The sequence below is a fragment of the Bradyrhizobium sp. AZCC 1721 genome (assembly GCF_036924715.1).
Classification (GTDB): Bacteria; Pseudomonadota; Alphaproteobacteria; order Rhizobiales; family Xanthobacteraceae; genus Bradyrhizobium.
Genome location: NZ_JAZHSB010000001.1, coordinates 7,005,703 through 7,027,464 on the forward strand (window position 1 = coordinate 7,005,703; position 21,762 = coordinate 7,027,464).

General features: G+C 62.3%; 22 protein-coding genes. 11 read left to right on the forward strand and 11 right to left on the reverse strand.

Going from position 1 to position 21,762, the window contains the following annotated elements:
• Positions 1-202: 202 nt before the first annotated feature.
• The 6 genes from V1273_RS33305 to V1273_RS33330 form a co-directional block, all read right to left on the reverse strand.
• The gene (locus V1273_RS33305) at positions 203-526 is read right to left on the reverse strand and encodes a PilZ domain-containing protein (protein WP_334365545.1); all 324 of its coding nucleotides are present in this window, start codon (positions 524-526) and stop codon (positions 203-205) included.
• Between the two features lie 3 nt (positions 527-529).
• Complete coding sequence (locus V1273_RS33310; protein ID WP_334412065.1) at positions 530-1,402, reverse strand: CheR family methyltransferase; 873 nt, start codon at positions 1,400-1,402, stop codon at positions 530-532.
• A 29-nt stretch (positions 1,403-1,431) separates the two neighbouring features.
• A complete protein-coding gene (locus V1273_RS33315) occupies positions 1,432-1,821 on the reverse strand; it encodes a response regulator (RefSeq protein WP_334412066.1) in 390 nt (129 codons plus the stop codon).
• 24 nt (positions 1,822-1,845) lie between these two features.
• Complete coding sequence (locus V1273_RS33320) at positions 1,846-2,319, reverse strand: chemotaxis protein CheW (protein WP_334372052.1); 474 nt, start codon at positions 2,317-2,319, stop codon at positions 1,846-1,848.
• Between the two features lie 72 nt (positions 2,320-2,391).
• Positions 2,392-5,100 carry a hybrid sensor histidine kinase/response regulator gene (locus V1273_RS33325; RefSeq protein ID WP_334412067.1) on the reverse strand — a complete coding sequence of 903 codons (2,709 nt, stop codon included), beginning with the start codon at positions 5,098-5,100 and terminating at the stop codon, positions 2,392-2,394.
• Between the two features lie 253 nt (positions 5,101-5,353).
• Complete coding sequence (locus V1273_RS33330; RefSeq protein ID WP_334412068.1) at positions 5,354-7,633, reverse strand: DUF1522 domain-containing protein; 2,280 nt, start codon at positions 7,631-7,633, stop codon at positions 5,354-5,356.
• Between V1273_RS33330 and V1273_RS33335 the strand changes: the two genes are divergently transcribed.
• Positions 7,623-7,784, forward strand: a complete 162-nt coding sequence (locus V1273_RS33335) for a hypothetical protein (RefSeq protein ID WP_334412069.1) — start codon at positions 7,623-7,625, stop codon at positions 7,782-7,784. The genes V1273_RS33330 and V1273_RS33335 overlap by 11 nt on opposite strands.
• Before the next feature lie 74 nt (positions 7,785-7,858).
• Here the strand turns inward: V1273_RS33335 and V1273_RS33340 are convergent, their stop codons facing one another.
• The gene (locus V1273_RS33340) at positions 7,859-8,275 is read right to left on the reverse strand and encodes a response regulator (RefSeq protein ID WP_334412070.1); all 417 of its coding nucleotides are present in this window, start codon (positions 8,273-8,275) and stop codon (positions 7,859-7,861) included.
• Positions 8,276-8,735: 460 nt separating this feature from the next.
• On the opposite strand from V1273_RS33340, the gene V1273_RS33345 reads away from it, so the two are divergent.
• From V1273_RS33345 to V1273_RS33355, 3 genes are all read left to right on the forward strand, one after another.
• The gene (locus tag V1273_RS33345) at positions 8,736-9,461 is read left to right on the forward strand and encodes a Crp/Fnr family transcriptional regulator (protein WP_334412071.1); all 726 of its coding nucleotides are present in this window, start codon (positions 8,736-8,738) and stop codon (positions 9,459-9,461) included.
• 279 nt (positions 9,462-9,740) lie between these two features.
• Positions 9,741-10,133: a response regulator gene (locus V1273_RS33350; RefSeq protein ID WP_028348548.1), complete on the forward strand. Its 393-nt coding sequence runs from the start codon at positions 9,741-9,743 to the stop codon at positions 10,131-10,133.
• Positions 10,134-10,257: 124 nt separating this feature from the next.
• Positions 10,258-10,503: a hypothetical protein gene (locus V1273_RS33355; RefSeq protein WP_334365554.1), complete on the forward strand. Its 246-nt coding sequence runs from the start codon at positions 10,258-10,260 to the stop codon at positions 10,501-10,503.
• A gap of 100 nt (positions 10,504-10,603) precedes the next feature.
• Here V1273_RS33355 and V1273_RS33360 read toward each other — a convergent pair whose 3' ends face one another.
• Complete coding sequence (locus V1273_RS33360; protein WP_442894129.1) at positions 10,604-11,170, reverse strand: response regulator transcription factor; 567 nt, start codon at positions 11,168-11,170, stop codon at positions 10,604-10,606.
• Positions 11,171-11,634: 464 nt separating this feature from the next.
• Between V1273_RS33360 and V1273_RS33365 the strand changes: the two genes are divergently transcribed.
• Positions 11,635-12,033: a hypothetical protein gene (locus V1273_RS33365; protein WP_334379808.1), complete on the forward strand. Its 399-nt coding sequence runs from the start codon at positions 11,635-11,637 to the stop codon at positions 12,031-12,033.
• Positions 12,034-12,041: 8 nt separating this feature from the next.
• Here the strand turns inward: V1273_RS33365 and V1273_RS33370 are convergent, their stop codons facing one another.
• Together V1273_RS33370 and V1273_RS33375 are read right to left on the reverse strand one after the other, a co-directional pair.
• Positions 12,042-12,248 carry a hypothetical protein gene (locus V1273_RS33370; RefSeq protein ID WP_028348539.1) on the reverse strand — a complete coding sequence of 69 codons (207 nt, stop codon included), beginning with the start codon at positions 12,246-12,248 and terminating at the stop codon, positions 12,042-12,044.
• A gap of 98 nt (positions 12,249-12,346) precedes the next feature.
• Positions 12,347-13,351: a glycoside hydrolase family 3 N-terminal domain-containing protein gene (locus V1273_RS33375; RefSeq protein WP_334412074.1), complete on the reverse strand. Its 1,005-nt coding sequence runs from the start codon at positions 13,349-13,351 to the stop codon at positions 12,347-12,349.
• A 333-nt stretch (positions 13,352-13,684) separates the two neighbouring features.
• Between V1273_RS33375 and V1273_RS33380 the strand changes: the two genes are divergently transcribed.
• The 4 genes from V1273_RS33380 to V1273_RS33395 are packed head-to-tail and all read left to right on the forward strand — an operon-like array spanning position 13,685 to position 17,627.
• Positions 13,685-14,446, forward strand: a complete 762-nt coding sequence (locus V1273_RS33380; protein WP_334412075.1) for a tetratricopeptide repeat protein — start codon at positions 13,685-13,687, stop codon at positions 14,444-14,446.
• Between the two features lie 15 nt (positions 14,447-14,461).
• On the forward strand, positions 14,462-15,667 hold the full coding sequence (locus V1273_RS33385; RefSeq protein ID WP_334412076.1) for an efflux RND transporter periplasmic adaptor subunit: 1,206 nt from the start codon (positions 14,462-14,464) through the stop codon (positions 15,665-15,667).
• 5 nt (positions 15,668-15,672) lie between these two features.
• A complete protein-coding gene (locus V1273_RS33390; protein WP_334412077.1) occupies positions 15,673-16,911 on the forward strand; it encodes an ABC transporter permease in 1,239 nt (412 codons plus the stop codon).
• Positions 16,908-17,627, forward strand: coding sequence for an ABC transporter ATP-binding protein (locus tag V1273_RS33395; protein ID WP_334412078.1), 720 nt, complete (start codon positions 16,908-16,910; stop codon positions 17,625-17,627). Before V1273_RS33390 ends, V1273_RS33395 begins: the two co-directional genes overlap by 4 nt.
• Positions 17,628-17,806: 179 nt before the next feature.
• Here V1273_RS33395 and V1273_RS33400 read toward each other — a convergent pair whose 3' ends face one another.
• The gene (locus V1273_RS33400; RefSeq protein ID WP_334365566.1) at positions 17,807-18,193 is read right to left on the reverse strand and encodes a hypothetical protein; all 387 of its coding nucleotides are present in this window, start codon (positions 18,191-18,193) and stop codon (positions 17,807-17,809) included.
• Positions 18,194-18,973: 780 nt separating this feature from the next.
• Here V1273_RS33400 and V1273_RS33405 point away from each other — a divergent pair.
• Complete coding sequence (locus V1273_RS33405) at positions 18,974-20,392, forward strand: hypothetical protein (protein WP_334412079.1); 1,419 nt, start codon at positions 18,974-18,976, stop codon at positions 20,390-20,392.
• 30 nt (positions 20,393-20,422) lie between these two features.
• A complete protein-coding gene (locus V1273_RS33410) occupies positions 20,423-21,748 on the forward strand; it encodes an esterase/lipase family protein (RefSeq protein ID WP_334412080.1) in 1,326 nt (441 codons plus the stop codon).
• Positions 21,749-21,762: the final 14 nt, after the last annotated feature.

Sequence of the window (21,762 nt, forward strand, 5' to 3'; positions counted from 1 at the left end):
GCGACTGATTGAACAAATGATTGGAAGTTTCGCCCGGCGCTCCCGAGAGTTCCATCAACGTCATCGTGCTTGACGACGTATCTCCCCGCTACACAAAGGCGGCAGGCACCGCCTATCGCGACCTCGGACAATACGGATCGAAACTGCTGACCAAATCGTCTGCGCTCTCCGGGGGGCCTTTGGCCCCGCAGAGCCATCCGCTTCAGCTCATCGCCTCTTCGGATTTTGACGACGCGCCTGACTTTTTCTTGCTGTGCTTGCCTCTCAGGAAGCGGATGTCCATTTCCGTGCCGTTGACACGAACGAGCTCGCACCGGCGATAGGCGAGGCCGGTCGACGACAGCAGCAGGAAGAACTCCTTGAGATTGAGGCCTTGAATGGAGCCTTCCACAGTCAGTTCGGCGTCGGTGTCCGAGATCGCGTTGAGCTGGCAGTCCCTGCGCCAGGTCCCGTCGATCGCCATGATGCAGACATCATAGCCGCGGCTGAATGTAACCCGCTCCGTGCCTTTGCCGTCCTCTGTCATCGCTCACCGTCCCGCCATTGCCGCGATTTTTGGCATTGCCGCTGCGCCCTGCGGAGATGCGGCACACGCGCCGCTCGGCCGATAGAGGCCGCGCCTGTCCGGGAACGGCTTGAAGACATCAGTCAGGCCGACGACCGTTTCCGCCGCGCCCAGCACCAGGAAGCCATCGCCTTCCATTGTCTTGGCGAGGCGGCCAAAGATATTGATCTTGGTCTCCTGATCGAAATAGATCAGGACGTTCCGGCAGAAGATGACGTCGAAGGTGCCGAGCTGGGAGAAATCGTGCAGCAGATTGAGCTGGCGATGCTGCACCATGCCGCGCAGTTCCGGACTGATCTGCCACAGTTCGCCGTTCTGCTTGAAATATTTGACGAGAAGCTGAATCGGAAGGCCGCGCTGGACCTCGAACTGGCTGTAGACGCCCGACTTCGATTTTTCGAGCACTTCCTGCGACAGGTCGGTCGCGATGATCTCGATCCGCCAGCCGGCAAGCGCCGCGCCCATTTCCTTCAGCGACATGGCAAGCGAATACGGCTCCTGGCCGGTCGAGCCGGCGGCACACCATATCCTGATGCTCCTGCGGCTGGCGCGCGCCTTCAACAGCTCCGGCATGATCGTATCGCGGAAGTGTTCGAATGGCACCTTGTCGCGAAAGAAGAAGGTCTCGTTGGTGGTCATGGCCTCGACCACCTGGACGGTGATCGATGACGATCCGCCCTTCATTTTCTGCACGAGTTCGCCGATGCCCGACACACCGCATTTGCGCGAGAGCGGAAGCAGGCGGCTTTCGATCAGGTATTGCTTGTCTGCGGACAGGTCGAGACCGGAATGATCCTTCAGGAGCTTACGCAGATACTCATAGTCTGGCGGGGTCACGGGAGCCTCTCAAGGACAAGCGATAAGATTTAGATCGGGCTCTGTTCCGGGAGCGCGACGAGGCCGACTTCCTGGAATTTTGCCGCGACGATGTCCTTGTCGAACGGCTTCATGATGTATTCATTGGCGCCGGCATGCAGCGCGCGAGAAATATGATCCATGCCGTTCTCGGTGGTGCAGAACACCACCTTGGGCGCGTCGCCGCCGGGCAGGCGGCGCAGATGGCCGAGGAATTCGTAACCGTCCATGACCGGCATGTTCCAGTCGAGCAGAACTGCCGTGGGCATGGCACTCTTGCAGGCTTCAAGCGCCTGCTCGCCGTCCTCGGCTTCAGTAATTTGGAAGTCCAGCTCTTCCAGGATGCGGCGCGCGATCTTTCGCACGACGCTGGAGTCATCGACGACAAGACAGGTTTTCATCTCGGCCTCCTTGCTTGACGAGCGCTACGCTGCGAGGGTTGTTTTCGGTATGATTTCGAGAACGCGATCGACGTCGAGGACGACCATGAGCTGGCCGTCGAGGCGGTGCACGCCGCCGGCGAGCTTGGCGAAGCGGGGGTCGAGGTTGACGGGGTTTTCCTCGCGGCCATTGTCGGGCAGCCGCAGCACCTCGCCGATCTGGTCGATCAAGAGGCCGTAGGACTCGCCGCGCAAGTCGACGCCGACCGCCATCGGCGGCTTGCCGTCGTCGTTCTTCGGCAAGCCGAGCCGGGCGCGCATGTCGACCACGGTGACGATGCGGCCGCGCAGATTGAGCACGCCGGCGATCTCGGCGGAGGACAGCGGCACCCGCGTCAGCCGTTCCGGCATGAACACGTCCTGGACGCGGGAGATCGGCAGGCCGAACAATTGCCCGCCGATCACGGCGGTGACGTATTCGGCCACGGTGCCCTCGATGGTCTCGGTCTTGGTTGTCATGGTCTGTTACCGTTCTCTCGTTTTGAGCATGATCATTTCGGAAAACCGGTTCCCACTTTTCCGGATCATGCTCTAGGCCGCGCGCCGGGTCTCGGCGGTCTGTTCCTTCAGCGCCGCGATCAGGCCGGGGCGGTCGAACTTGGCGACGTAGTCGTGGAAGCCGGCCTGCCGGCCGCGCTCGATCGCCGCCGGCGACACCAGCGAGGACAGCGCGATGATCGGCAGCGTGCCCAGATTGTTGTCGGCGCGGATGACTTCCGCGAACTCGAAGCCGTTCATGTCGGGCATCTCGATGTCGGTCAGCACCACGTCGAAGGTCTGGCCCGAGCGCAGCGCCGAGAGCCCCTCCTGGGCGTTGACGGCGACCCGCACCTTGTAGCCGGCGGCCTTCAAGACCGGCGCCAGCATGTTGCGGAAGAAGGCGGAGTCGTCGACCAGCAGCACCGATTGCGCGGTCGAGGAGGCCCGCATCTCCTTGCGCGAGAACCAGTCGGCAAACGCCATCGGCAGGAAGTGGCCGACGTCGATCACCTCGGTGGCCTGGCCCTTGATCACGGCGGAACCCAGAATGCCGTCCTGCTGGCCGGCGACCTCGATGTGCAGCCGCTCCTCGACGATGTCGATGATCTCGTCGACCACGAGCCCCATCGAGCGGCCGTCGTCGGCGAACACCAGGATCGGCTGCGAGCCGGTGCTCTGGACCGTGACGCCGGCCATCTGCACCAGCGGCATGAGCTGGTCGCGGTACTGCACCATGTAGCGGCCGTTGGAGAGCTCGATCTTGTCGGTGGCGATCTCTTCCAGCCGGGTGACGAGGCCGAGCGGCACCGCCTTGGGCTGCGAGGAGCCGGCGCGGAACACGAGCAGCGAGGTGAGCTGTTCGCCGGACATGGCATGCGCCGCGGAGGCTTCGTCGGCCATCTCATGGGCCGAGGCGCCGGAGGCGCCGAGCGCCTTGGCAATGCCGTTGGGGTCGATGATCATGATCACGGCGCCATCGCCCAGAATGGTGTTGCCGGAGAACATGTCGATGTGCCGCAGCTTGGTCGACATCGGCTTGACCACGATTTCTTCGGTGTGGAACACGCCGTCGACCACGATGCCGAAGGTCTGGCTGCCGACCTGCGTCACCACGATGAAGCCGTTCTCGGGGTCGCTGGACGAGCCGTCGTCGATCTTCAACAGCTTCTTCAGGTGCATCAGCGGCAACAGCTTGTTGCGCAACCGCAAGACCGCGGTGTCCTTGATGCGCTCGATGCGGTGTTCGGAGTTGGCGCGGGCGCGCACCAGCTCGACCACCGACAATTGCGGGATCGCAAAGCGGTCGCCGGCGGCTTCCACGATCAGGGCCGAGACGATCGCCAGGGTCAGCGGGATCTTGATGGTGACGGAAGAACCTTCGCCGGCCACGCTCTTGATGTCGATGGTGCCGCCGATCTGGTCGATATTGGTGCGCACCACGTCCATGCCGACCCCGCGGCCGGAGACCGAGGTGACGGCGGCGGCGGTGGAGAAGCCCGGCGCGAAGATGAACTTGTGGATCTGGGCTTCGGTCATCTTCTCCAGTTCGGCCTCGGTGACGAGACCGTTCTGCAGCGCTTTGGCCTTGATCCGCTCGGTGTTCAGCCCGCGGCCATTGTCGGCGATGCAGATGATGATGTGGCCGCCCTCGTGATAGGCGGAGAGCCGGATCGTGCCCTGCTCGCCCTTGCCGGCCGCGAGCCGCTCGGCCGGGGTCTCCAGGCCGTGGTCGGCGGAGTTGCGCACCATGTGCGTCAACGGATCCTTGATCAGATCGAGCACCTGGCGGTCGAGCTCGGTGTCGGCGCCGTGCATCTCCAGTTCGATCTGCTTGCCGAGTTCGCCGGAGAGGTCGCGCACGATGCGCGGCAGCTTCTGCCAGGCATTGCCGATCGGCTGCATCCGCGTCTTCATGACGCCTTCCTGCAGCTCGGCGGTGACGTTGGAGAGCCGCTGCAGCGGCACCTTGAACTCGGTGTCCTCGTTGCGGCGGGAGATTTCCAGGAGCTGGTTGCGGGTCAAGACCAGCTCGGAGACCATCGTCATCAGATGTTCGAGGGTGTCGACGTTGACGCGGATCGACTGGTTGGCGATCTTGTCGGCGACCTCGCCGTCGACTTCGGCGGCGGCGGCGCGCTTGGCCGGTTTTGCCTTTACTTCCTTAACCTCCGGCGCCGGCGCAGCCTTGGCGACGGGTGCCGGCGCGGCTTCGGTCGCGGTCTCGCGGAAGGCGCGCTCGAGGTCGTCGAGCGAGACTTCGCCCGGACGCAACGGGCGTTCCAGCACCTGCTCGACCAGCGTGCCCTTGGTCATCGCGGGCGCAACCGGCGGCGCCGCCACGACGGGCGCGGGCGCGGGCTCGGGCGGCGCTGCCGCCGCATGGTGACCGCCTTCGGCCATCGCGTGCAGCTTCTCGATCAGGTCTTCGTCGGTGCCCTCGGGCTCGGTCTCGGTGGCTTCCAGACCTGCGAGGATTTCCTTGATGCGGTCGATGCTCGACAGGATCAGCGTCACGGCTTCGGCCTTGACCGGCATGCCGTCGCGGAATTTGCCCATCAAGGTCTCGCCGGCATGGGCGAGTGCTTCCAGCCGCGGCAGGCCCAGGAAGCCGCAGGTGCCCTTGATGGTGTGGACCAGGCGGAAGATGTTATCCAGGATCTTCGCGTCGCTCGGGTCCTGCTCGAACCGCACCAACTGATTGTCGACCGTATCCAGGCTCTCGCTGGTCTCCGTCAGGAACTCCCGCAACAGATCATCCATATGAGCACGCCCTCTAAATCAGATACTGGCCTTCTGTAGAAATAACCCTTCGGTTTTCACGGCTGCGTTAATTTCACCGTCCGTGCTAATACGGATATGGTGAATAATTTCGTGAGCTGTGCGTTTGCGGTGATGCGACTGCGCGATCGAGAGACGATCGACGACGCGCATCCCGTGCGGGATGACAATATTGAACGCTCATAAAAAAACGGCGGGGAGATCCCCGCCGTTTTGATCTTGTATTTGCCGCTTATTAGCGGAGCAACTGCAGCACGCTCTGCTGGCTCTGGTTGGCCAGCGCCAGCGCGGACACCGCGATCGACTGGCGGGTCGACAGCGCCTGGCTGTTCGCCGCTTCCTCGTTGGTGTCGGCCAGCGTCAGGTTGGACGAGCCGGTCTGCAGCACGTTGATCAGGTTCTTCGAGAAGTCCTGACGGATCTGCACGATCGAGAGGTTCGAACCCAGGGCAGAAGCCTGGGAGCGCAGCAGGGTCGAGGCCGAACTCAGGTTGGCAATGACCTTGTTGGTGGCGGAGTTGTCGATGAAGTCGACGCCGCTCGTCAGGTTCGCCAGACCGAGACCGGCGGCATCGAAGTTGACGCCGGTGATGCTCAGGGTCGACTTGCCGGTTTCGTTGAACGTCAGCTTGAGCTGATCGCCGCCGAGCAGGTTGACGCCGTTGAACGACGCGTCCGCTGCGGTGGTGGTGATCTGGGCCAGGATGCCATTGAACTGGTTGACCAGACCGCTGCGAACCGTCTGCGCCGCATTATCGACGACGGGAGCCGACGCGGTGGTGAAGCTGATCGCGCTGGTGAGCGTGCCGCCGATAGCACCACCCGATGTCGCCGAACCGATGGTGGTCGACGCATAGTCGTTGGTGGCCGAGATCGTCAGCTTGCCGGTCGAGTCCAGCGTCGCACTGAGGTTGTTAGCCAGCAGCGCGGCGTTGAGCTGGTCGAGCGTCTTGACCGTGCCGTTGGAGCCGTCGCCGAAGGTGACGTTGACCGCCGTGCCGCCATTGAAGGAGGTGAAGGACAAGGTCTTCCCGGCGACGCCGCCAGCGAGAGCAGTACGGGTGGCCTCGAAGCTCGTAGCCGTGCCCTGGTTGCCGCCGAGGCCGAGCGCGGAGAGCGCATTGCCCGTGCCGGTGATGTTGAGGTCCGAGGCAGTGCCGGTGCTGATCTGCAGCTGGCCGTTGGCGGCGATCGAGGAGGCTGTCACACCTTGTGCGGTCGACAGCGTCGCGGTGCCGCCTGCGTTGACGGTCGTCTTGACGCCGGTCGCCAGGTCGATGGCGTTTAGCACGTCAGAGATCGCCGCGCCCTGCAGGTAGACGGTCGAGTTACCGGCGCCATCGGTCACGATGTTGCCGCTGACGCCGGAGCCGGCCGGGACGGCCGCTGCGGCAGGCGCCTTCGCCGACGTAAAGGTGATGGTCCTGCCGTTGACGTTGAGCGTCGAGCCGTCCTGCACCAGGTTGGCCGTCGTGTTCGAGCTGGTCACGCTGCCCACCGTGACGGTGCCGGTGCTGGAACCGGTCGCGCTGGTCAAGCCGAAGAACTTCAGAATGTCGTTGGCGCCGGTGATAGTGGTGGTGCCGCCGCCTGTGGACGAGATCGCCAGTTCGCCTGCCGCGGTGACGCTGCTGGCCTGGGTGTTCGAAGCCGTCGTATATGCCGCCACACCGGCGGTGTTGACTGAGGTCTTGACGCCACTGGCAAGGTCGATCGCGTTCAGGATGTCGCCAACGGTCGTGGCGCTGGTCGCGGCGGTGCCGAGATGAACGGTCGAATTGCCGTTGCCGTCGTTCACGACGTTGCCGAGCACACCCGAACCGGCGGGGAGAGTGGCGGCAGCGGGGGTAGCCGTTGCCGAGAACGTAATCGTCTTGCCATTAACGGTGATGCTCTTGCCGGCCAGGCCGGTCGCCGCAACGGTATCAGCAAGGGCGTCCGACGCAGCGGCGGAAGTCGCAGCAATCACGGTCGCGGAGGTGATCGCGCTCGGCGACGTGTTGTTGTTCAGCTTAACACCGAACGCAGTCGATCCGCCGACACCGCCGATCAGAGCTGTAGAGCCGGCTGCAGTGGTGCCACCCGCGGCACCGGTGTACAGCACGTTGCTGCTCGCGGTCGCATTGGTGTAGCTGTTGGTGCCGCGCAGGTCGGTGGCGGTGGCGCCGGCGATCGTCGCGGAGACGTTCGACTTGGTCGAGTAGCCGACCGCGCTCTGCAGCGCCTGGTTGGCGATCGACTTTGCGGTATCGACCAGCTTCTGCAGCGAGGTAATGCCGGTGTTGGCGGCCTGCAGCACCTGCACGCCGTTGCCGATGCCGTCGAGGAGGTTGTTGATGTCACCGGCGCGCGAATCGAGCGACTGCGCGGTGAAGAAGTTCGTGGGGTTGTCGAGGGCCGTGTTGACCTTCTTGCCGGTGGCAAGGCGGTTCTGCGTGGTGGCGAGCAGATCAGCGGTCGACTGGAGGGAGAGGAGGTTCTGGCGAACCGACGCGGAGAGGACAATGCCTGACATGTCTATTTCCTTCTGGTTTCGAAGCCATTTCTTTGGCCATGCCAGCAATACAGAGCGAGATTTAACAATGCCTCAACTTGACGGCTCTGATTTGCAGCAATCGGACACTGAACTGCCGATGGTTAAAGCTGAGCTAAGCAGCAAACCGTAAAAGTACGGTTAAGTGGCCGTGACCGCGGCTTGCAAAAATTCTGGCGATTGCTGCGGAGAGAAATTCGCCGGCCGCTAGTTCGACTGGGCGATGCCGCTGATACGGGAGCGGGCTTCGGCGAGACATTCGTTGACGACCGCCAGCAGCGCGCCCGGCGTGAACGGCTTGCGCAGGCAGCGCGTGGCACCGAGCTCGAGCGCCATGCGCAGGAAGTCCGGCGCCGGCGAATCGAGATTGGCAAAGGCGTATCCCGACATCGCAACCAGGGGAATCGTCGGCGCACGCTCGTGAAAAATCCTGATCGATTCGAAGCCGCGCATGTGCGGCATGAAGATATCGACGAGCATCAGGTCGAAGCCGGAATCTTCCAGCGCACGCAGCCCAGCTTCGCCGCCATCGGCGATGGTCACCTCAAAGCCGTGACGTTCGAGATAGACCTCGATGGCCGAGCAGACCATGGGATCGTCATCGACCACCAAGATGCGACGCATGACCCATCTCCCTCGCGGCGTAGGACGCGCTCCGTCCACCGGCGGTTCCACAAAGGGAACCTCTCGGCTGATCGTGCGGCAGTTTTATCTTGCGAATCAGTGCACTACCGCATTTCCGCTAAAAACAGGCCACTCTGTCTGCCCTCTACAGTGTATAAGGCCGGTTCCACAACCTGGGCTGATCCGGATTGCGAATTTGTAGCTCGCCAGCCACGTGGCAACTCGCGCGGTCGCTGCTCCGAAGATGTTCGCAAGGTTGCCGGCGGCGAGTTCGCATCGCTGTGCCGACATAGCAAAGCGTCGCAGCGGTTAAGGCCCACCTGGCCGACCCGATGCCCGGTGCCACCAACCTACGTTTGCCAGTTTTTCTTGCCAATATAATGTGCGAGGATCATCCTGCAGTTCGGACTGTACGCAGCAGACGCCAGAGACCGGCTTGGCCGTAAGGCAGGAGACTGCTTTGGATTCAGCCCCTCGTTCTCCAAATGGATTCTTGTCCTCGCTGACCACGGACGATTTCGAATTGATCCGCCCGCATCTGCGCGCCGCCGATCTCAGCCAGGAGATGGTGCTGGTCGAAGTCGACGAAACGCTCAAGCGTGCGTACCTTCCGCACAAGGGCGTCATCTCGCTGGTCGTGAAGCTCGCGCGCGGCGAGCACGTCCAGATCGCGATGATCGGCCGCGACAGCATCTTCGGTGCATTCGCTGCCCTCGGCGACGCCGTGGCGTTGAACACCGCCGTGGTGCTGGTGCCGGGCGCGGCCTCGACGATCGATCTCGACCAGCTTCGTGCTGCCGCCGACCAGAGCGCGACGTTGCGCACCGCGCTGACGCGGCATGGCCTCGCCGTCTATGCGCAGATCCAGCAGACCGCCGGCTGCAATGCCTCGCACACGGTGGAATCCCGGCTGGCGCGATGCCTGTTGCATACACGCGACCTCTCCGGCAGCGACAAGCTGGTCCTGACCCAGGAAGCGATGGCCCAGATGATCGGCGCACGCCGCAACAGCGTTTCGCTGGTGGCCCATACGCTGCAGCAAGCGGACTTCATCCACTACAGCCGCGGGCATATCGAAATCACCAACGTGGACGGCCTGATCAAGACGTCCTGCGAATGCTACGCGACGGTCAGGGCGCAGTACACGAGGCTGCTGCATCCGCGCATCCACAGCGCGGCCGCGTAATCGCTTTGCTGCGATCGACCACGGCCGCAGCCCGATCTGCGGTACGCCTCGCATCGCCGTTGCGCGCGAAGATTGCGACCCCCCCCTGCCTCACCGTATTACTACGGCCAATCGCGACTTCTGCGGCGTTTCGGTCCCGCAGGGGATTAACGCGCTGTTCAACGAGCCCTGATAGTTGTCACGGTGCTGACGGGTGCGGGTTCGAGACTCTTTCGCGTGCAACGCGCATTCACCTGTGTTCGGCGGCATATTGTTTGCTTGTTTGCGCGGAGTACGAACATGGCTTTTGATCTGTCGATGCCGATCCTGGTGGTCGATGACTACAGCACCATGATCCGCATCATCCGCAACCTTCTCAAGCAGCTCGGATTCGAGAATGTCGACGAGGCCAGCGATGGATCGGCTGCGCTCGCCAAGATGCAGACCAAGCGATACGGCCTCGTGATCTCCGACTGGAACATGGAGCCGATGACCGGTTACGACCTGCTCAGGGAAGTCCGCGCCAGCCCGGAATTCTCCAAGACGCCCTTCATCATGATCACCGCTGAATCCAAGACCGAAAACGTGATCGCCGCGAAGAAGGCCGGCGTCAACAATTACATCGTCAAGCCGTTCAACGCCGCAACGCTGAAGACCAAGATGGAAGCGGTGTTTCCCGACGCAGCCGGCTGACACCATCCCGGAAGAGCGCGCTGCACACCGCAGACGCGCAGTTAGCCGTACTTCTACGGTTTGAGATTTTCACCTCCGGATAACGTTGACTGAGGATAGTTGCGTGGACCAAGGGAGTGCCCTCATGTTCACGTTTGAAACGAGCGATCAGAAAGAAGTGCGGCGTCTCCGTATCGCCCAGTTCAATGGCAGGACTGCAACCGTGCATTCGGCCGGATCGGCGGTCACCGGCCACGTTCGATCGATCGTGGCAAGCAAGTCGAGCGTTCCGGCGGCGTGGACCATCACGATCATCCCGGAAGAGCCCAAGCCGACGCGCTCGCCGCGCCCCGCGGCGCGCAGCCGCTCCTTGATGGAAGATTTTTGCTGAACGGCAGAACGGCCCGATCGCGCAGAATCGCAAGCCCCGATTCCGGCAGCGCAAAACCGCGCCGCTCAGCCGCGCATCGCAAGCTTCGCTTCGGGATAGATCAGGCGGGCTGCAGCAGCGCCTTGCGAACCAGATCCGCGGTGTTGCGGGCGCCAAGCTTGCGCATGGCCTCGGCGCGATGGCTCTCGAATGTTCTTGGGCTGATATTCATCCGCAAGGCGCCTTGCTTGTTGGAGCAACCTTCGCTGATCAGGCTCAGCACCTCGCGCTCGCGCCTGGTCAGAGGCTTCTGGCCTGACCCCGGGGCCAACATCAGGCCCGGCCTGCGGGCGCCATCCGCGGAGCGGCCGGGCTGGCCCTCGCCCGCCTGCTTGCGAACGGCGTCGGACACCGGATGATTGTCCGACATCTGCTTCACCAGAGCGCAGACGCGCTCGGTTTGCTGAAGCGCGTTCTCCACCACCTGTTGCAGGTAGAGCCGGTTGCCGGATCCCTGCGAAAGCTGGTGGCTGTGCTGCTTGATCTCATTCATGTAGAGCAGCAGCGCTGTCAGCGGTCCGTTCAATTGCCGGGCGATCGCCGCTCCCGCCTCTTCCGCGGCACGCGAGCGCGCGGCGGATAGCTGCACGATCTCAGGATTCTCTTCGAGAGGTGTGACGTTTTCCATCCACTTCGTGAAGTGCGAATCAGCGGCGCGATGATCTTGTCCCGACATATAACTATTTTATCGGTTCCACCCTCTTTCATGGTTAACTTCTTAACCGGTAAGAATACGGAGAAGTCCGCCAGCCCGTCTCGCCGCCGGACTAAATCGGGCTAAAATCATTCGAAATCAGGTGTCTTCAGCCGAAATACATGCTCCGAACATAAAAGCCGTTGCACGCCAGCCCCGTATTTTAACGGTGAGCGCATTTGCTTTGTTAATAGACCTCCGCCGGTTCTCGGTGTGATTTCCTGTCGGCGCCCCAAGCCGGCGTCTCCCTTCCCCCTCGACGCCCGTTGCGCGCGACGGCTTGCTCGCGGCATCGCCCTGATTACATGCGCCGGCAGCCCCGCAATGATCGAGGCCCAAATCATCCCGCAACGAATCCAAAAAGGGAGACCGCGATGTCGCAGGCAAAGGGATTATGGATGGCGATGGCCGTGCTGGCCGGCGTCCTGACGTTCAGCTCGGGCGTGGCGGCGCAAAACCCACCGGCAGCGGCGGAGAACGCCCCGCCGACGGCCGACAACGCCGTGATGCTCACCGTATTCCTCAAACATGACCAGTCGCGGCCCCTGAGCGAACTCAACGCGCAGCTTCAGCGGCAGGGATACTACAAGGCTTTCCCGCCTGACGGCGTCGAAGTCGTGAGCTGGTATGTCATGATGGGGATCGGACAGGTGGTCACGCTGCGGCTGCCGGCGTCGCGATTGCGCGAGGTCAACCGCATCCTCGAGAACACGGCCTGGGGCAGTTACCGCACCGAGTTCTATCCGACCTACGATTACAAGGCGATCGGCACCGCAGCGCACGAGAAGGCGCAGTAGGCTTGAGGTCAGCCGAGCCTGGAGATCTGCTCCTCGGTCACGACGCGCTCGACATTCTCGGATTTGCTCCTGATGCGATAGCGCGGGCGGCCGTCGGCTTCGATCGGCAGGCAGGAAACGATGGTGTAGACGCTTCGTTCCTTCGCCACGGCGCGGCCCTGCGGCCCCTGCTGCTGGTGATGAACGTCGTCGTTGATCGCGAAATTATGGGCCATCGTCGGTCTTTCCGCTGAAAAAGCGCTTGTAGTCTCAACGGCCTGGCAACGCAACACCTTGTGCGCCTGATGTGCTTCGGATTTCGGGGTCCACCGCGTCAGGCCGTCAGGAGCGCCTTTCGCTTGCCGACGCGCGCGATCGATTTCTCGATCGCCGAACCGGACAAGGTTCCCTCGCGCAGGCTGTCTGCGATGTATTCGGCAATCCCGGCCATCTGCTGTTCCTGATCGAACAAATTGTTGCCGATGCAGAGCATGTCCATGCCGGCTTTGAGCGATTGCAGGCTGGCTTCCCGCGTGCCCAACGCCTTCTGCAATCCCTGCATCTGCATATCGTCGGTGATCAAGAGCGTATCCGGAAGGCGCTTGCGCAAGCGGCCAAGCCCCGCCGCGGACAGCGTCATCGGGCAATGTTCGTCCCATTGTCTGACGATGGCGTGGCTGACCAGCACCGCATCGCCGAACATTGCTGGTGCAAGCGAATAGAACAGCTCTTCCTGCTCCCCGCGAAGGGCCTCGGAGATATCCATGAATTCCTGATGCGAATCCACCACCGCGCCGCCGATGCCGGGGAAATGCTTCAGGCACAGGCCGATGCGCTGCGTCCGCGCCACCTCGCTTGCCAGCAACGCATTGGCTTCCACCTCGGCGATGTCGGCGGAGTAGGAACGCTCGATCCTGCCGATATTGGGGCTGTCGGGATTGTAGTCGACGTCGATGACCGGCGCGAAATCATAGTGGATGCCGAGCCGCCGCATCTCGGCAAAGCTCGTGGTGAGGATCGCGTGCTTTTGATCCGATGCGAGGAGATTGAATTCCCTCGCACTGGGAAGCGGCGCAAACCCGCGGTTTTCCTTCAGCCGCCGTACCAATCCACCTTCCTGGTCGATGAACACCATCGGCCGCGACGGCAGCGCGGAAATCTCCGCGCAAAGGCGTTGCACCTGTTCAGGCGATTCAATGTTGTTGTCGTATTCTCGCGTCCGGCAGGAATAATCGAACAGGATCACCCCGCCGAGACCGTAGCGGGCCGCAAATTCCTTCAGCCAATTGGGAACGATCTTGCCGAAGAAGCCGAGAATGAAGAGTTCGCCGATGGGCATGCTGGCAGCTCCAAGAGCAATCCTGCCAATACTGCGTCCTGAAGTCGACCATCTTGGTCGCAATTGCACCAACGCAGTCACGTTAGGGACCACGCCTTAGGTTCCAGCCGCGGCTAGCTGGATATGTGATGGGTCGCACATTTGTCAGCGCGCGAATGGGCTAGGCTTTTGGTCGCGAGAGGTGCTGTGCCAGGCGCGGCTTGGGCGCTTCTGGGGCGAAAGACACAAGCTGAAGGCGTGTACGCAATGTGGCGCATTCTGAATTTCCCATCGATCAATCCAGTCTCAACCCGCTCATGTCGGCCGGGCGTTCGTGACGCGATTTCGAGGCCCATGAAGCGAGCCGTCGTCGTTATGGCTTGCTGCCTCGCTGTGCTGACGGCCCCCCACGCCGCACTTGCCGACGCCGCGTCCGATCGGGACATGGCCACTCGCTACGAGCAGGCGGCGCAAGCGGGCGATGATGAGGCCCAGTTCTATCTCGGGGCGCTCTATTCGTCAGGCGTCGGTCGTCCGCGCAGCGACCAGGAGGCATTTCGCTGGTTCTTGCGCGCGGCCGATCAGGGGCATGCCCACGCCATGCTGATCGTTGCCGGCCTCTACGCGAGCGGGCGCGGCGTAGCGAAGGAAAATGTGAAGGCCTATTCCTGGGCCCACATCGTCGCTTCCGCCAGCAAGCTCGACGAGGACCGCAACGGTGCGCGGCAACTGATGTCCCTTCTCATGAAGAAGATGACGAGCGACGAGATCGGCCGTGCCGTGGTGGCCGCAAGAGAATGGCGCGCCGTTCGGGTTGCTGGCGCGCCAAAGGACTCCGTCAAGGCTTCCGACAAGGCGTCGAAAATCGAAAGAGCACTAGACAGCCCGGACCAACCCGCGCCGGCCGCGCCCCCACCTGCGCCCGCCGTCGTGCAGCCAGCGCCCGCCGCCACGCCGTCGCCTGCTATCCCGCAGCCGGCGCCATCCAACACCACGGTATTGCAGGCATCTCCCAAGGCCACGTCGGCAGCTCCAATGAAGAATGCAAAGAAAGAAGACGTTCGTGATCTGCTCGACCAGGTTCCATCGGGCCTGCGCAAGCGGTTTGGTTTCTGAGTCAGGGGAGGCACCATGAAGTTGCAGCATCTGATCGCAACCGGCATTCTGGCCGTCGCCACGGCAGGGGTTGGCTATTACGCCTATCCCCACTTGCTTCGTGCACCGTTGGTGACCACCAGCATTGCGGGCCTCGCGCCGGTTTCCGAAGCGGTTTACGGAACCGGCACCGTCGAGCCCGAGCGCTGGGCCAAAGTAGTGCCGCTGCAGCGCCGCCGGCTGGTCGAGCTTTGCAGATGCGAGGGACAGGTGGTGAAGGCCGGCCAGGTCCTCGGTCGCCAGGACGACGCCGAGGAGCGCAGCGCGCTGGATCAGATGGAAATCAATCGCGGCCAGCTCGAACGCGATCTGGCGCGCGCCGAGAAGGATCGCGACAAGAGCGACGCCGCGCGCACCGACTACGAGCAGCGCTGGACCAAGCTCGAGGAAACAAAATCGCGGATCGCCGCGCAGAAGGTACGGCTCGACTCGCTGCTGCTGAGAGCTCCGCTCGACGGCATGGTGCTGCGGCGCGACGGCGAGGTCGGCGAGATCGCCGGCCCCACCGATGTCTTGTTCTGGGTTGGACCGCCTGCGCCGATGCAGGTCGTTGCCGAAATCAATGAGGAGGAAATCAACCGCATCGCGACCGGCCAGAAGGCTTTTCTGCGAAGCGAAGCTTTCCCCGGAAGGGCCCTGCGAGCCACGGTCTCCCAGATCACGCCAAAGGGCGACCCGACCCGCAAAACCTTCCGCGTCTATCTGCGGCTGCCGCAGGACACGCCGCTGCGAATTGGCATGTCGGCCGAGGTCAATATCATCTTCCGCGAGAAGCAGGCGGCCATTGTCGTACCGGCGGAGGCCGTCGCAGCCGGTTCGGTTCAGATGGTCGATGACGGCCGGATCAAACGTGTGCCGGTGACGGTCGGCATCCGTGGCAACCGCAATATCGAGATCCTCGGCGACATATCCAAGGGCACCGCGGTGCTTTCGCCCGCCCGCACGGATCTCGCCGAGGGCGCCAGGATTCGCATCGACAGCAACTCGGCCAAAGTTGTGGAGCCGGCGCCCACGAGTGAACCGACCGATCAGCCAGCCGGGACACCCGAATCTGTCGCGGTAGCTTCGGCCACCACAGCTCCTTCGGATCCCGATGATGCGGTGATCTCGGCAGCCATGACCGCCCACATCGATTCCGTCGTCAACGACGCCCGTCGCAACCTCATCAGCAACAGCCGGTAAGTGCCGTGAAGCTTCTGTTCAACATCGCATGGACCCATGTCAGCGCCCGGGTACGCCAGACTCTGGTGGGTATGGCCGGCGTCGCCATGGGGGTCGGCTTCACCATCATGATGGCCGGCCTGATGCAGGGCTCGCAGATCGATTTCCTGCGGCAGCTCGTCGACACCATGCCGCACATCACGGTCGATGATGAACGGCGCTCCGTGCCCACGCAACCCGCAGAGCAGGAATATGCAGCGGTCCAAATGGCCGACATCGCCAATGTCGGCAAGCGTCCCGGCATCAAATATCCGGAATCGGTGATGAGCTCGCTGCGCTCCTGGATACCCGGCGACGTGACGCCCTCGGTGGCGACCAGCGCGATCATCGATCATGGCGGCGCCCGCATCGGGATCACCTTGACCGGCATCGACCCCCGCCGTGAGATCCAGGTCTCGAAACTCGGCTCGCAGATGCGCGAGGGAAAGCTCGACGATCTTTCACGCGCGCCGAACGGCATCATCGTCGGCGAGGCGCTCGCCGAAAAACTCGGCGTGAAAACCGGCAACACTGTCCTCCTGGTCGGCGGCCAGGGCACCCGGCTGAATTCGACGGTGGCCGGGCTGTTTCGCTCCGGCTTGAAGCGCGTCGATGAGAGCCAGATCTATTCGCTGGCCGGGACGGCGCAGCTCATGATGGGGCAAAGCGGGGTCGTCAACCAGTTGCGGCTGCGGTTGAACGATCCGATGTCGGCGCAAAAGGTTGCCGCCCAGGTCGAAGCGCAAACCGGTTACAAGTCGGTGTCCTGGCAGGAAGCCAATGCCGACTTGCTGTCGACCTTTACCGTGCGTGATTTCATCGTGCTCACGGTGATGGCAGCGATGCTGCTGACATCGTCCTTTGCCACCTACAACATCATCTCGACGATCACGCACGAGAAGCGTCAAGACATCGCAATCATGAAATCGCTGGGCATGCGCGAGTATGCAGTGCGGCGGATCTTCATCATCGAATCCATCATTATCGGCGTGGTCGGCATCCTGTTCGGGTGGATCCTCGGTTACCTGCTCTGCTACGGCTGGTCGAAGATCACGATCTTCAATCCGCTGACCGGCACGACCGTTCCGCTGCAAATCTATTACTCTGCGATGCACTATGTGGTCGCCGGCGGCATATCGCTGCTCTGCTGCGCAGGCGCGGCCTATTTCCCCGCACGCAAGGCAACGCGCGTGCATCCAGTCGACATCATCCGGGGGGCATCATGACCGAAGTCGCTTTGCAAGCAGTGGAGCTGGTTCGCCGCATCGAAGGCGTCGTTTTGCAAACCCTCGTCAACGGCATTGATCTTGCGGTGAACAAAGGCGAATTCGTCGCCATTACCGGGCCGTCGGGATCGGGCAAATCGTCGCTGCTCTATCTCCTGGGCCTGCTCGATGCTCCCAGCGAAGGCGAGATCATGATCTGCGGCCAACCGACCTCGAAATTGTCGGAGACGGAGCGAGCCGACGTTCGCCTAACCAAATGCGGTTTTGTGTTCCAGTTTCATTTCCTGCTGCCGGAGTTCACCTCGCTCGACAATGTGCTGCTGCCGATGCGCGCAGCCGGCAGGATGACCGAAGGCGAGATGCGCGAGCGCGGCCTTGCGCTGCTGGGCTCGCTTGGGCTTGGCGAGCACGCCAACAAGCGTCCCAACCAGCTCTCCGGCGGCCAGCGCCAGCGCGTCGCGATCGCCCGCGCGCTTGCCAACCGCCCCGATATCATCGTCGCCGACGAGCCGACAGGCGCCCTCGACACGGCATCGACGGAACAGGTGTTTTCGATCCTCCGCGACATCGCCGACCAGGGCCAGACCGTGGTTGTGGTAACCCACGATCCAGCGCTCGCCGCCCGCGCCGACCGCCGCATCCACATCGTCGACGGCAAGGTTGCGGAGATCATCGGACGGGGTGAAGGCGGGCGGGTGTGCGAGATGGCGAGTTAGTCGGAGGCAGCCCACCGTCGCGGCTCCGTCGCCATGGTACGGCCAGCTTCAGCCTGGCTCGTTGCGCCGAAGAGCAAGCGAAGGAGGGTAGCGGACCGAGGGATTCTCAAGCTCCTCTTCGGATGAAACGCTCGCTATCGAGTCGTTGCACGTCCAGGCGGAGATAGTGCCTGCGACCATCAACCTTGATCCAATTCCCCGGTCCACCGATCTCGTCCCTTCCAATACGGGCATCGGGGGCAAGATTCGCCCATCGGATAATCGATCCCTTCTTCGTGAGGACAGCCCATGATTCCATCCGCCATCGCTACCGACCGCGCCGAATGCTGGCGCAAATACGCGGTGATCTCGGCGAGAATAGTCTTGTCCGTCCGCACATCGCCGGCTTCCGAAAACCACCGGTGCAGTTTGGGCTCGGCTCCTTCCTGCGGAATGACAGAAACGGCAACTTTCGAAGCGCGCTGGTTGTCAGGACCATAGAAGGCGATCGTGCCGACGGGATAGCCGCGCATGCCTTGCTTGGCTTTCTTTCGGAGCCATTTGTCCGGCTGCGGTCCAATCTTCATTGCCGCTCCGTGCATTCGGCTCGGACAATTTGCTTGGAAAGAACCAGCGCGCTGGCGGAGAGGGAGACAAACTTAATACATATCACCCTCATTCGCTCACGTTCGCCGAAATTCACGAAACTCCTGCGTGACAGGCATTTGATGTACGTCAACCGTCGCGCGCGTTCGTTCCAATTCGTTTGCAATCCCAGCGCAAATATGGCCTGGAGTATGGGCAAGACCGTTCGACGGAAGGTTTGGATTGGTTGGAAATAATCTAGTCACTGAATTGCCGACTTCAGCTCTTCGGCCTGTGCTCCCCTGCCAGATTGAGCGGCGACGGGATCATGGTAGAAGAGGTAGAAAGCGCCACGTATCCGCGATCTTCAGTTGCAATACGCGAGAGCTAGTAACGGGCCAATTTATGGAGGCCAAGAAAGCAACAGGGGCGTCGCCGCACCTAATTACCTCTGGCGAGTGGGGCCATTCGCCAAGAAAGCCCTTCTCTCGATTCAATTCTGTGGCCTGTGTGAACTAGCTCGCAAATACGTTGCAAGTTGCCCGCTATAGCTACAACCTCCGACTGCAATCAACGAAGTTGGGAGTAGCAACCCTTGTTGTTCTCCACAGCAACTCTCAGCTGCATTGTGCGCGTTTGCGGCATGTGTTCGCCGCGCGCGGAGCCCCGAGCAGCGAAGGGATTAACAGGGGACATTTCGATAGCTCGGTGTGCACTTATTAGTGCCGGCGCGCTACCCTGGCCGGAACCCGATGTCGGTAGCGCAAATGGGGCGGCGCCACATGGAGATTGATCGGCCTACAGAGCTTCGCATTAACGCGTGGGACGGATCTCAAAGCCCAACGCTCGAATTTCCTGACCGGACTCCGGGCGACGCCTCGAAAGAAGTGTTGAGACTTCCCACGCTCGCGCCAGCTCGCGTCGCCGAGATGCGCGATTGGCGATCGCGGGATGTGGGCTGGGGATTAGTGCTCCGTGACAACGATAGCATTCCGGCCAAGGACAAGGCCGTTGGCGCAGATGCGCCGGAACCATTGCGCCGCTTGCTTGGTGCACGGGCACACGCGCCTGCGGAAACTGCGCCGGTCCTGCGGTACCGTGCCAACAAGCCGCCCGGTCTCTTGTATCGCTACTACAAAGACGGAGAGTGCGAGCCACTGTCGACAGCGGCCCCCGATCGCGGCGTGCGCGCGGGACAAATTCCTCAGTATCTACTGCTCTATGGCGCGCCCGCGGAAATCCCCTGGGCCGTACAATACGGGCTTAATCTCTCGGCATTTGTCGGCCGACTCGACCTCTCTGTCGAAGAGGGACTGGGCAACTATGTCGACGCGCTTATCGACGATTGGAAGGCCGCCGGCACCACCGACCTCGCCCGGCCGGTCGTCTGGAGCACCAACTGGGGAGTGCCCGACATCACCTTTCTAATGGCACGCATTATCGGCGCCGAGCTCGAAGGCCGGTTTGCGCAAGATGACGAGACCCAAGGCCGCACCTGGATCACCGGCAGGAGCGCGACTTGCGAGGCACTTGTGAATGCTCTTCAGGAGCGCAAACCGGGGTTCATCTGCACGACCAGCCATGGCATGACGGGTCCGTTAAAGGACAGTGCCGCGACCATTGCCAATCTCGGGTCGCCGGTGGACGCGTTCCGACAGTGCCTGGCAGCAGGAGCGCTCGATGCTTGGTCGCCCGGGGGGGCGATCTGGTATTCGCACGCCTGCTGCTCGGCCGGCTCCGACGGCGTCACGCGCTACCTGGATCTGTTCACGCCAAACGAGAAGAATGCTGCGCTGACGCGTGGCGTGGCGACGGTCGCTGGGGCGCGTGTTGCGCCGCTTCCGCGCAATTTGCTCGGGAGACCCAACCCCCTACGCGCATTCATTGGCCACGTCGAGCCGACCTTCGATTGGACGCTACGGGACCCGCTGACCAAGCAGGAGCTAGCTCACACAATCGTGCGCTGCCTCTACGACAGCCTCTACGCAGCCGTTCGACCAGTGCCGACGATCGGTTGGGCGCTGGCGGACATCTTCAAGGAGTCGGGCAGTTTCTTCGGCCTGTTTCAGCCTCCGCCTGACGCCGATGATCGTAACACATTGCAGGTCTATCGTCGGCTAGCTGCAATGGATCGCCAGAATCTGGTGGTTCTGGGCGATCCGACTGTCTCTCTGCGTCGAATGCCTGATGAGACCGTCTGACCATCGCCGTCAAACTCGAAAGGGGCGATCATGGAAATCGTGATATTCGTACCGGGAATCTTCGGCTCCAAGTTAAGAGCGCCTGACGGAGAGGAGGTTTGGCCGCCGACCCCCATCGAGGCGATGAGTGGCTACCGGCGTATCGAAAAGCTTCTGCAGACGAATCTTCAGGCGGCCGGTGTGGTCGAAAACGTCTGCATCGACGTCTACGGCTCGATCGTCAAGGCGATCGAGCGGTTTGGATATTCCGAGACCCACGCGCGGCGGCGCTTCGCGAAATTCGACTACGACTGGCGGCGCGATTTGAATCAGCTCTCCGACCAGTTCGGTCAGATGCTGGCCGACCTTGTGAAACAGCATGGCGCCGACGTCGAGATCAAGCTAATCTGTCATTCGATGGGCGGCTTGGTGGCGCGCGGCTGTCTCGAAAAGCCCGGCACGGCTGCCGAGCCGTGGGCAGCCGCGGTCAAGATGGCCGTGTTTCTGGCGACGCCGCATGAGGGCGCGCCACTCGCCTTCGCGAGGGCTGTTGGTGTTGGAGGCTCCACCATGGGTCTTTCCGCGGAGCAGCTCAGCCGAATTGCAGCCGCAACCGGCTTCCCGGCGTGCTTTCAGCTCTTCCCCTCCGCAGCCCTCCTGCCGATCTGGAAGCTCGACGATCCTTCGCCATTCAAGGCGATCAGCGTCTTCGATCCTGCGGTCGTCGCCAACTACCGGCTGAACTCGGACCATTTGGCGGCAGCGACGACATTCCAGGCGCGCCTGGATCCGACACGGCGCCCACCCAGCTGCCGATATTTTGCGGTGGCCAGCGCCGCTCACGAGACCGTCACGCGACTCGATCAGGACCACAATGTGGCGGCCGCGGTCACGGTCAAGAGCTCGGGCGATGGTACCGTGCCCATCCAAAGCGCATGTGCCCTTCGCGTGCAGACAGCCTATGTAGAGGCCAATCATCTTGGTGTGGCGCAGAAGTCGCTTACGCACAAGATCGTCGGAATGCTGCTTGGCGCGATACCCGTCGAAGCGGTCATCGCGACGTTCGGCGTCGAGGACGCCGCCCTGAATCTTTCGCTAAGCGAACGCACGATCGAGGAGGACGCGCACTACGAGATTGTCGTTACTATGCTGCCCCAGCCCGAGTTGCGAGCGCGCATCCGCGTGCAGAGAGATATTGGAGGCAACCAGATGGAGGCCGTCACGGACATTCCGCTTGAAGCTCGGGCGAACGGGCTCGAACGGCTCTCGATCCAGGGACCGCCGCTGAAGCGCGGGAAGTATGTGTTCGAGCTCCTGTCCAGCGACGACCAGATTGCGGATCAAGAGGAACTGCTGGTTTCGTCGGTGCCGACATAACCGAAATATGGGAG

Bases quoted from the DNA above. Each gene is read 5' to 3' on its own strand.
- V1273_RS33305 (WP_334365545.1), bottom strand. From the start codon at position 526: ATGACAGAGGACGGCAAAGGCACGGAGCGGGTTACATTCAGCCGCGGC.
- V1273_RS33315 (WP_334412066.1), bottom strand. From the start codon at position 1,821: ATGAAAACCTGTCTTGTCGTCGATGACTCCAGCGTCGTGCGAAAGATC.
- V1273_RS33320 (WP_334372052.1), bottom strand. From the start codon at position 2,319: ATGACAACCAAGACCGAGACCATCGAGGGCACCGTGGCCGAATACGTC.
- V1273_RS33325 (WP_334412067.1), bottom strand. From the start codon at position 5,100: ATGGATGATCTGTTGCGGGAGTTCCTGACGGAGACCAGCGAGAGCCTG.
- V1273_RS33335 (WP_334412069.1), top strand. From the start codon at position 7,623: ATGCCTGACATGTCTATTTCCTTCTGGTTTCGAAGCCATTTCTTTGGC.
- V1273_RS33330 (WP_334412068.1), bottom strand. From the start codon at position 7,633: ATGTCAGGCATTGTCCTCTCCGCGTCGGTTCGCCAGAACCTCCTCTCC.
- V1273_RS33340 (WP_334412070.1), bottom strand. From the start codon at position 8,275: ATGCGTCGCATCTTGGTGGTCGATGACGATCCCATGGTCTGCTCGGCC.
- V1273_RS33350 (WP_028348548.1), top strand. From the start codon at position 9,741: ATGGCTTTTGATCTGTCGATGCCGATCCTGGTGGTCGATGACTACAGC.
- V1273_RS33355 (WP_334365554.1), top strand. From the start codon at position 10,258: ATGTTCACGTTTGAAACGAGCGATCAGAAAGAAGTGCGGCGTCTCCGT.
- V1273_RS33360 (WP_442894129.1), bottom strand. From the start codon at position 11,170: ATGGAAAACGTCACACCTCTCGAAGAGAATCCTGAGATCGTGCAGCTA.
- V1273_RS33365 (WP_334379808.1), top strand. From the start codon at position 11,635: ATGGCGATGGCCGTGCTGGCCGGCGTCCTGACGTTCAGCTCGGGCGTG.
- V1273_RS33370 (WP_028348539.1), bottom strand. From the start codon at position 12,248: ATGGCCCATAATTTCGCGATCAACGACGACGTTCATCACCAGCAGCAG.
- V1273_RS33375 (WP_334412074.1), bottom strand. From the start codon at position 13,351: ATGCCCATCGGCGAACTCTTCATTCTCGGCTTCTTCGGCAAGATCGTT.
- V1273_RS33380 (WP_334412075.1), top strand. From the start codon at position 13,685: ATGAAGCGAGCCGTCGTCGTTATGGCTTGCTGCCTCGCTGTGCTGACG.
- V1273_RS33385 (WP_334412076.1), top strand. From the start codon at position 14,462: ATGAAGTTGCAGCATCTGATCGCAACCGGCATTCTGGCCGTCGCCACG.
- V1273_RS33395 (WP_334412078.1), top strand. From the start codon at position 16,908: ATGACCGAAGTCGCTTTGCAAGCAGTGGAGCTGGTTCGCCGCATCGAA.
- V1273_RS33400 (WP_334365566.1), bottom strand. From the start codon at position 18,193: ATGAAGATTGGACCGCAGCCGGACAAATGGCTCCGAAAGAAAGCCAAG.
- V1273_RS33405 (WP_334412079.1), top strand. From the start codon at position 18,974: ATGGAGATTGATCGGCCTACAGAGCTTCGCATTAACGCGTGGGACGGA.
- V1273_RS33410 (WP_334412080.1), top strand. From the start codon at position 20,423: ATGGAAATCGTGATATTCGTACCGGGAATCTTCGGCTCCAAGTTAAGA.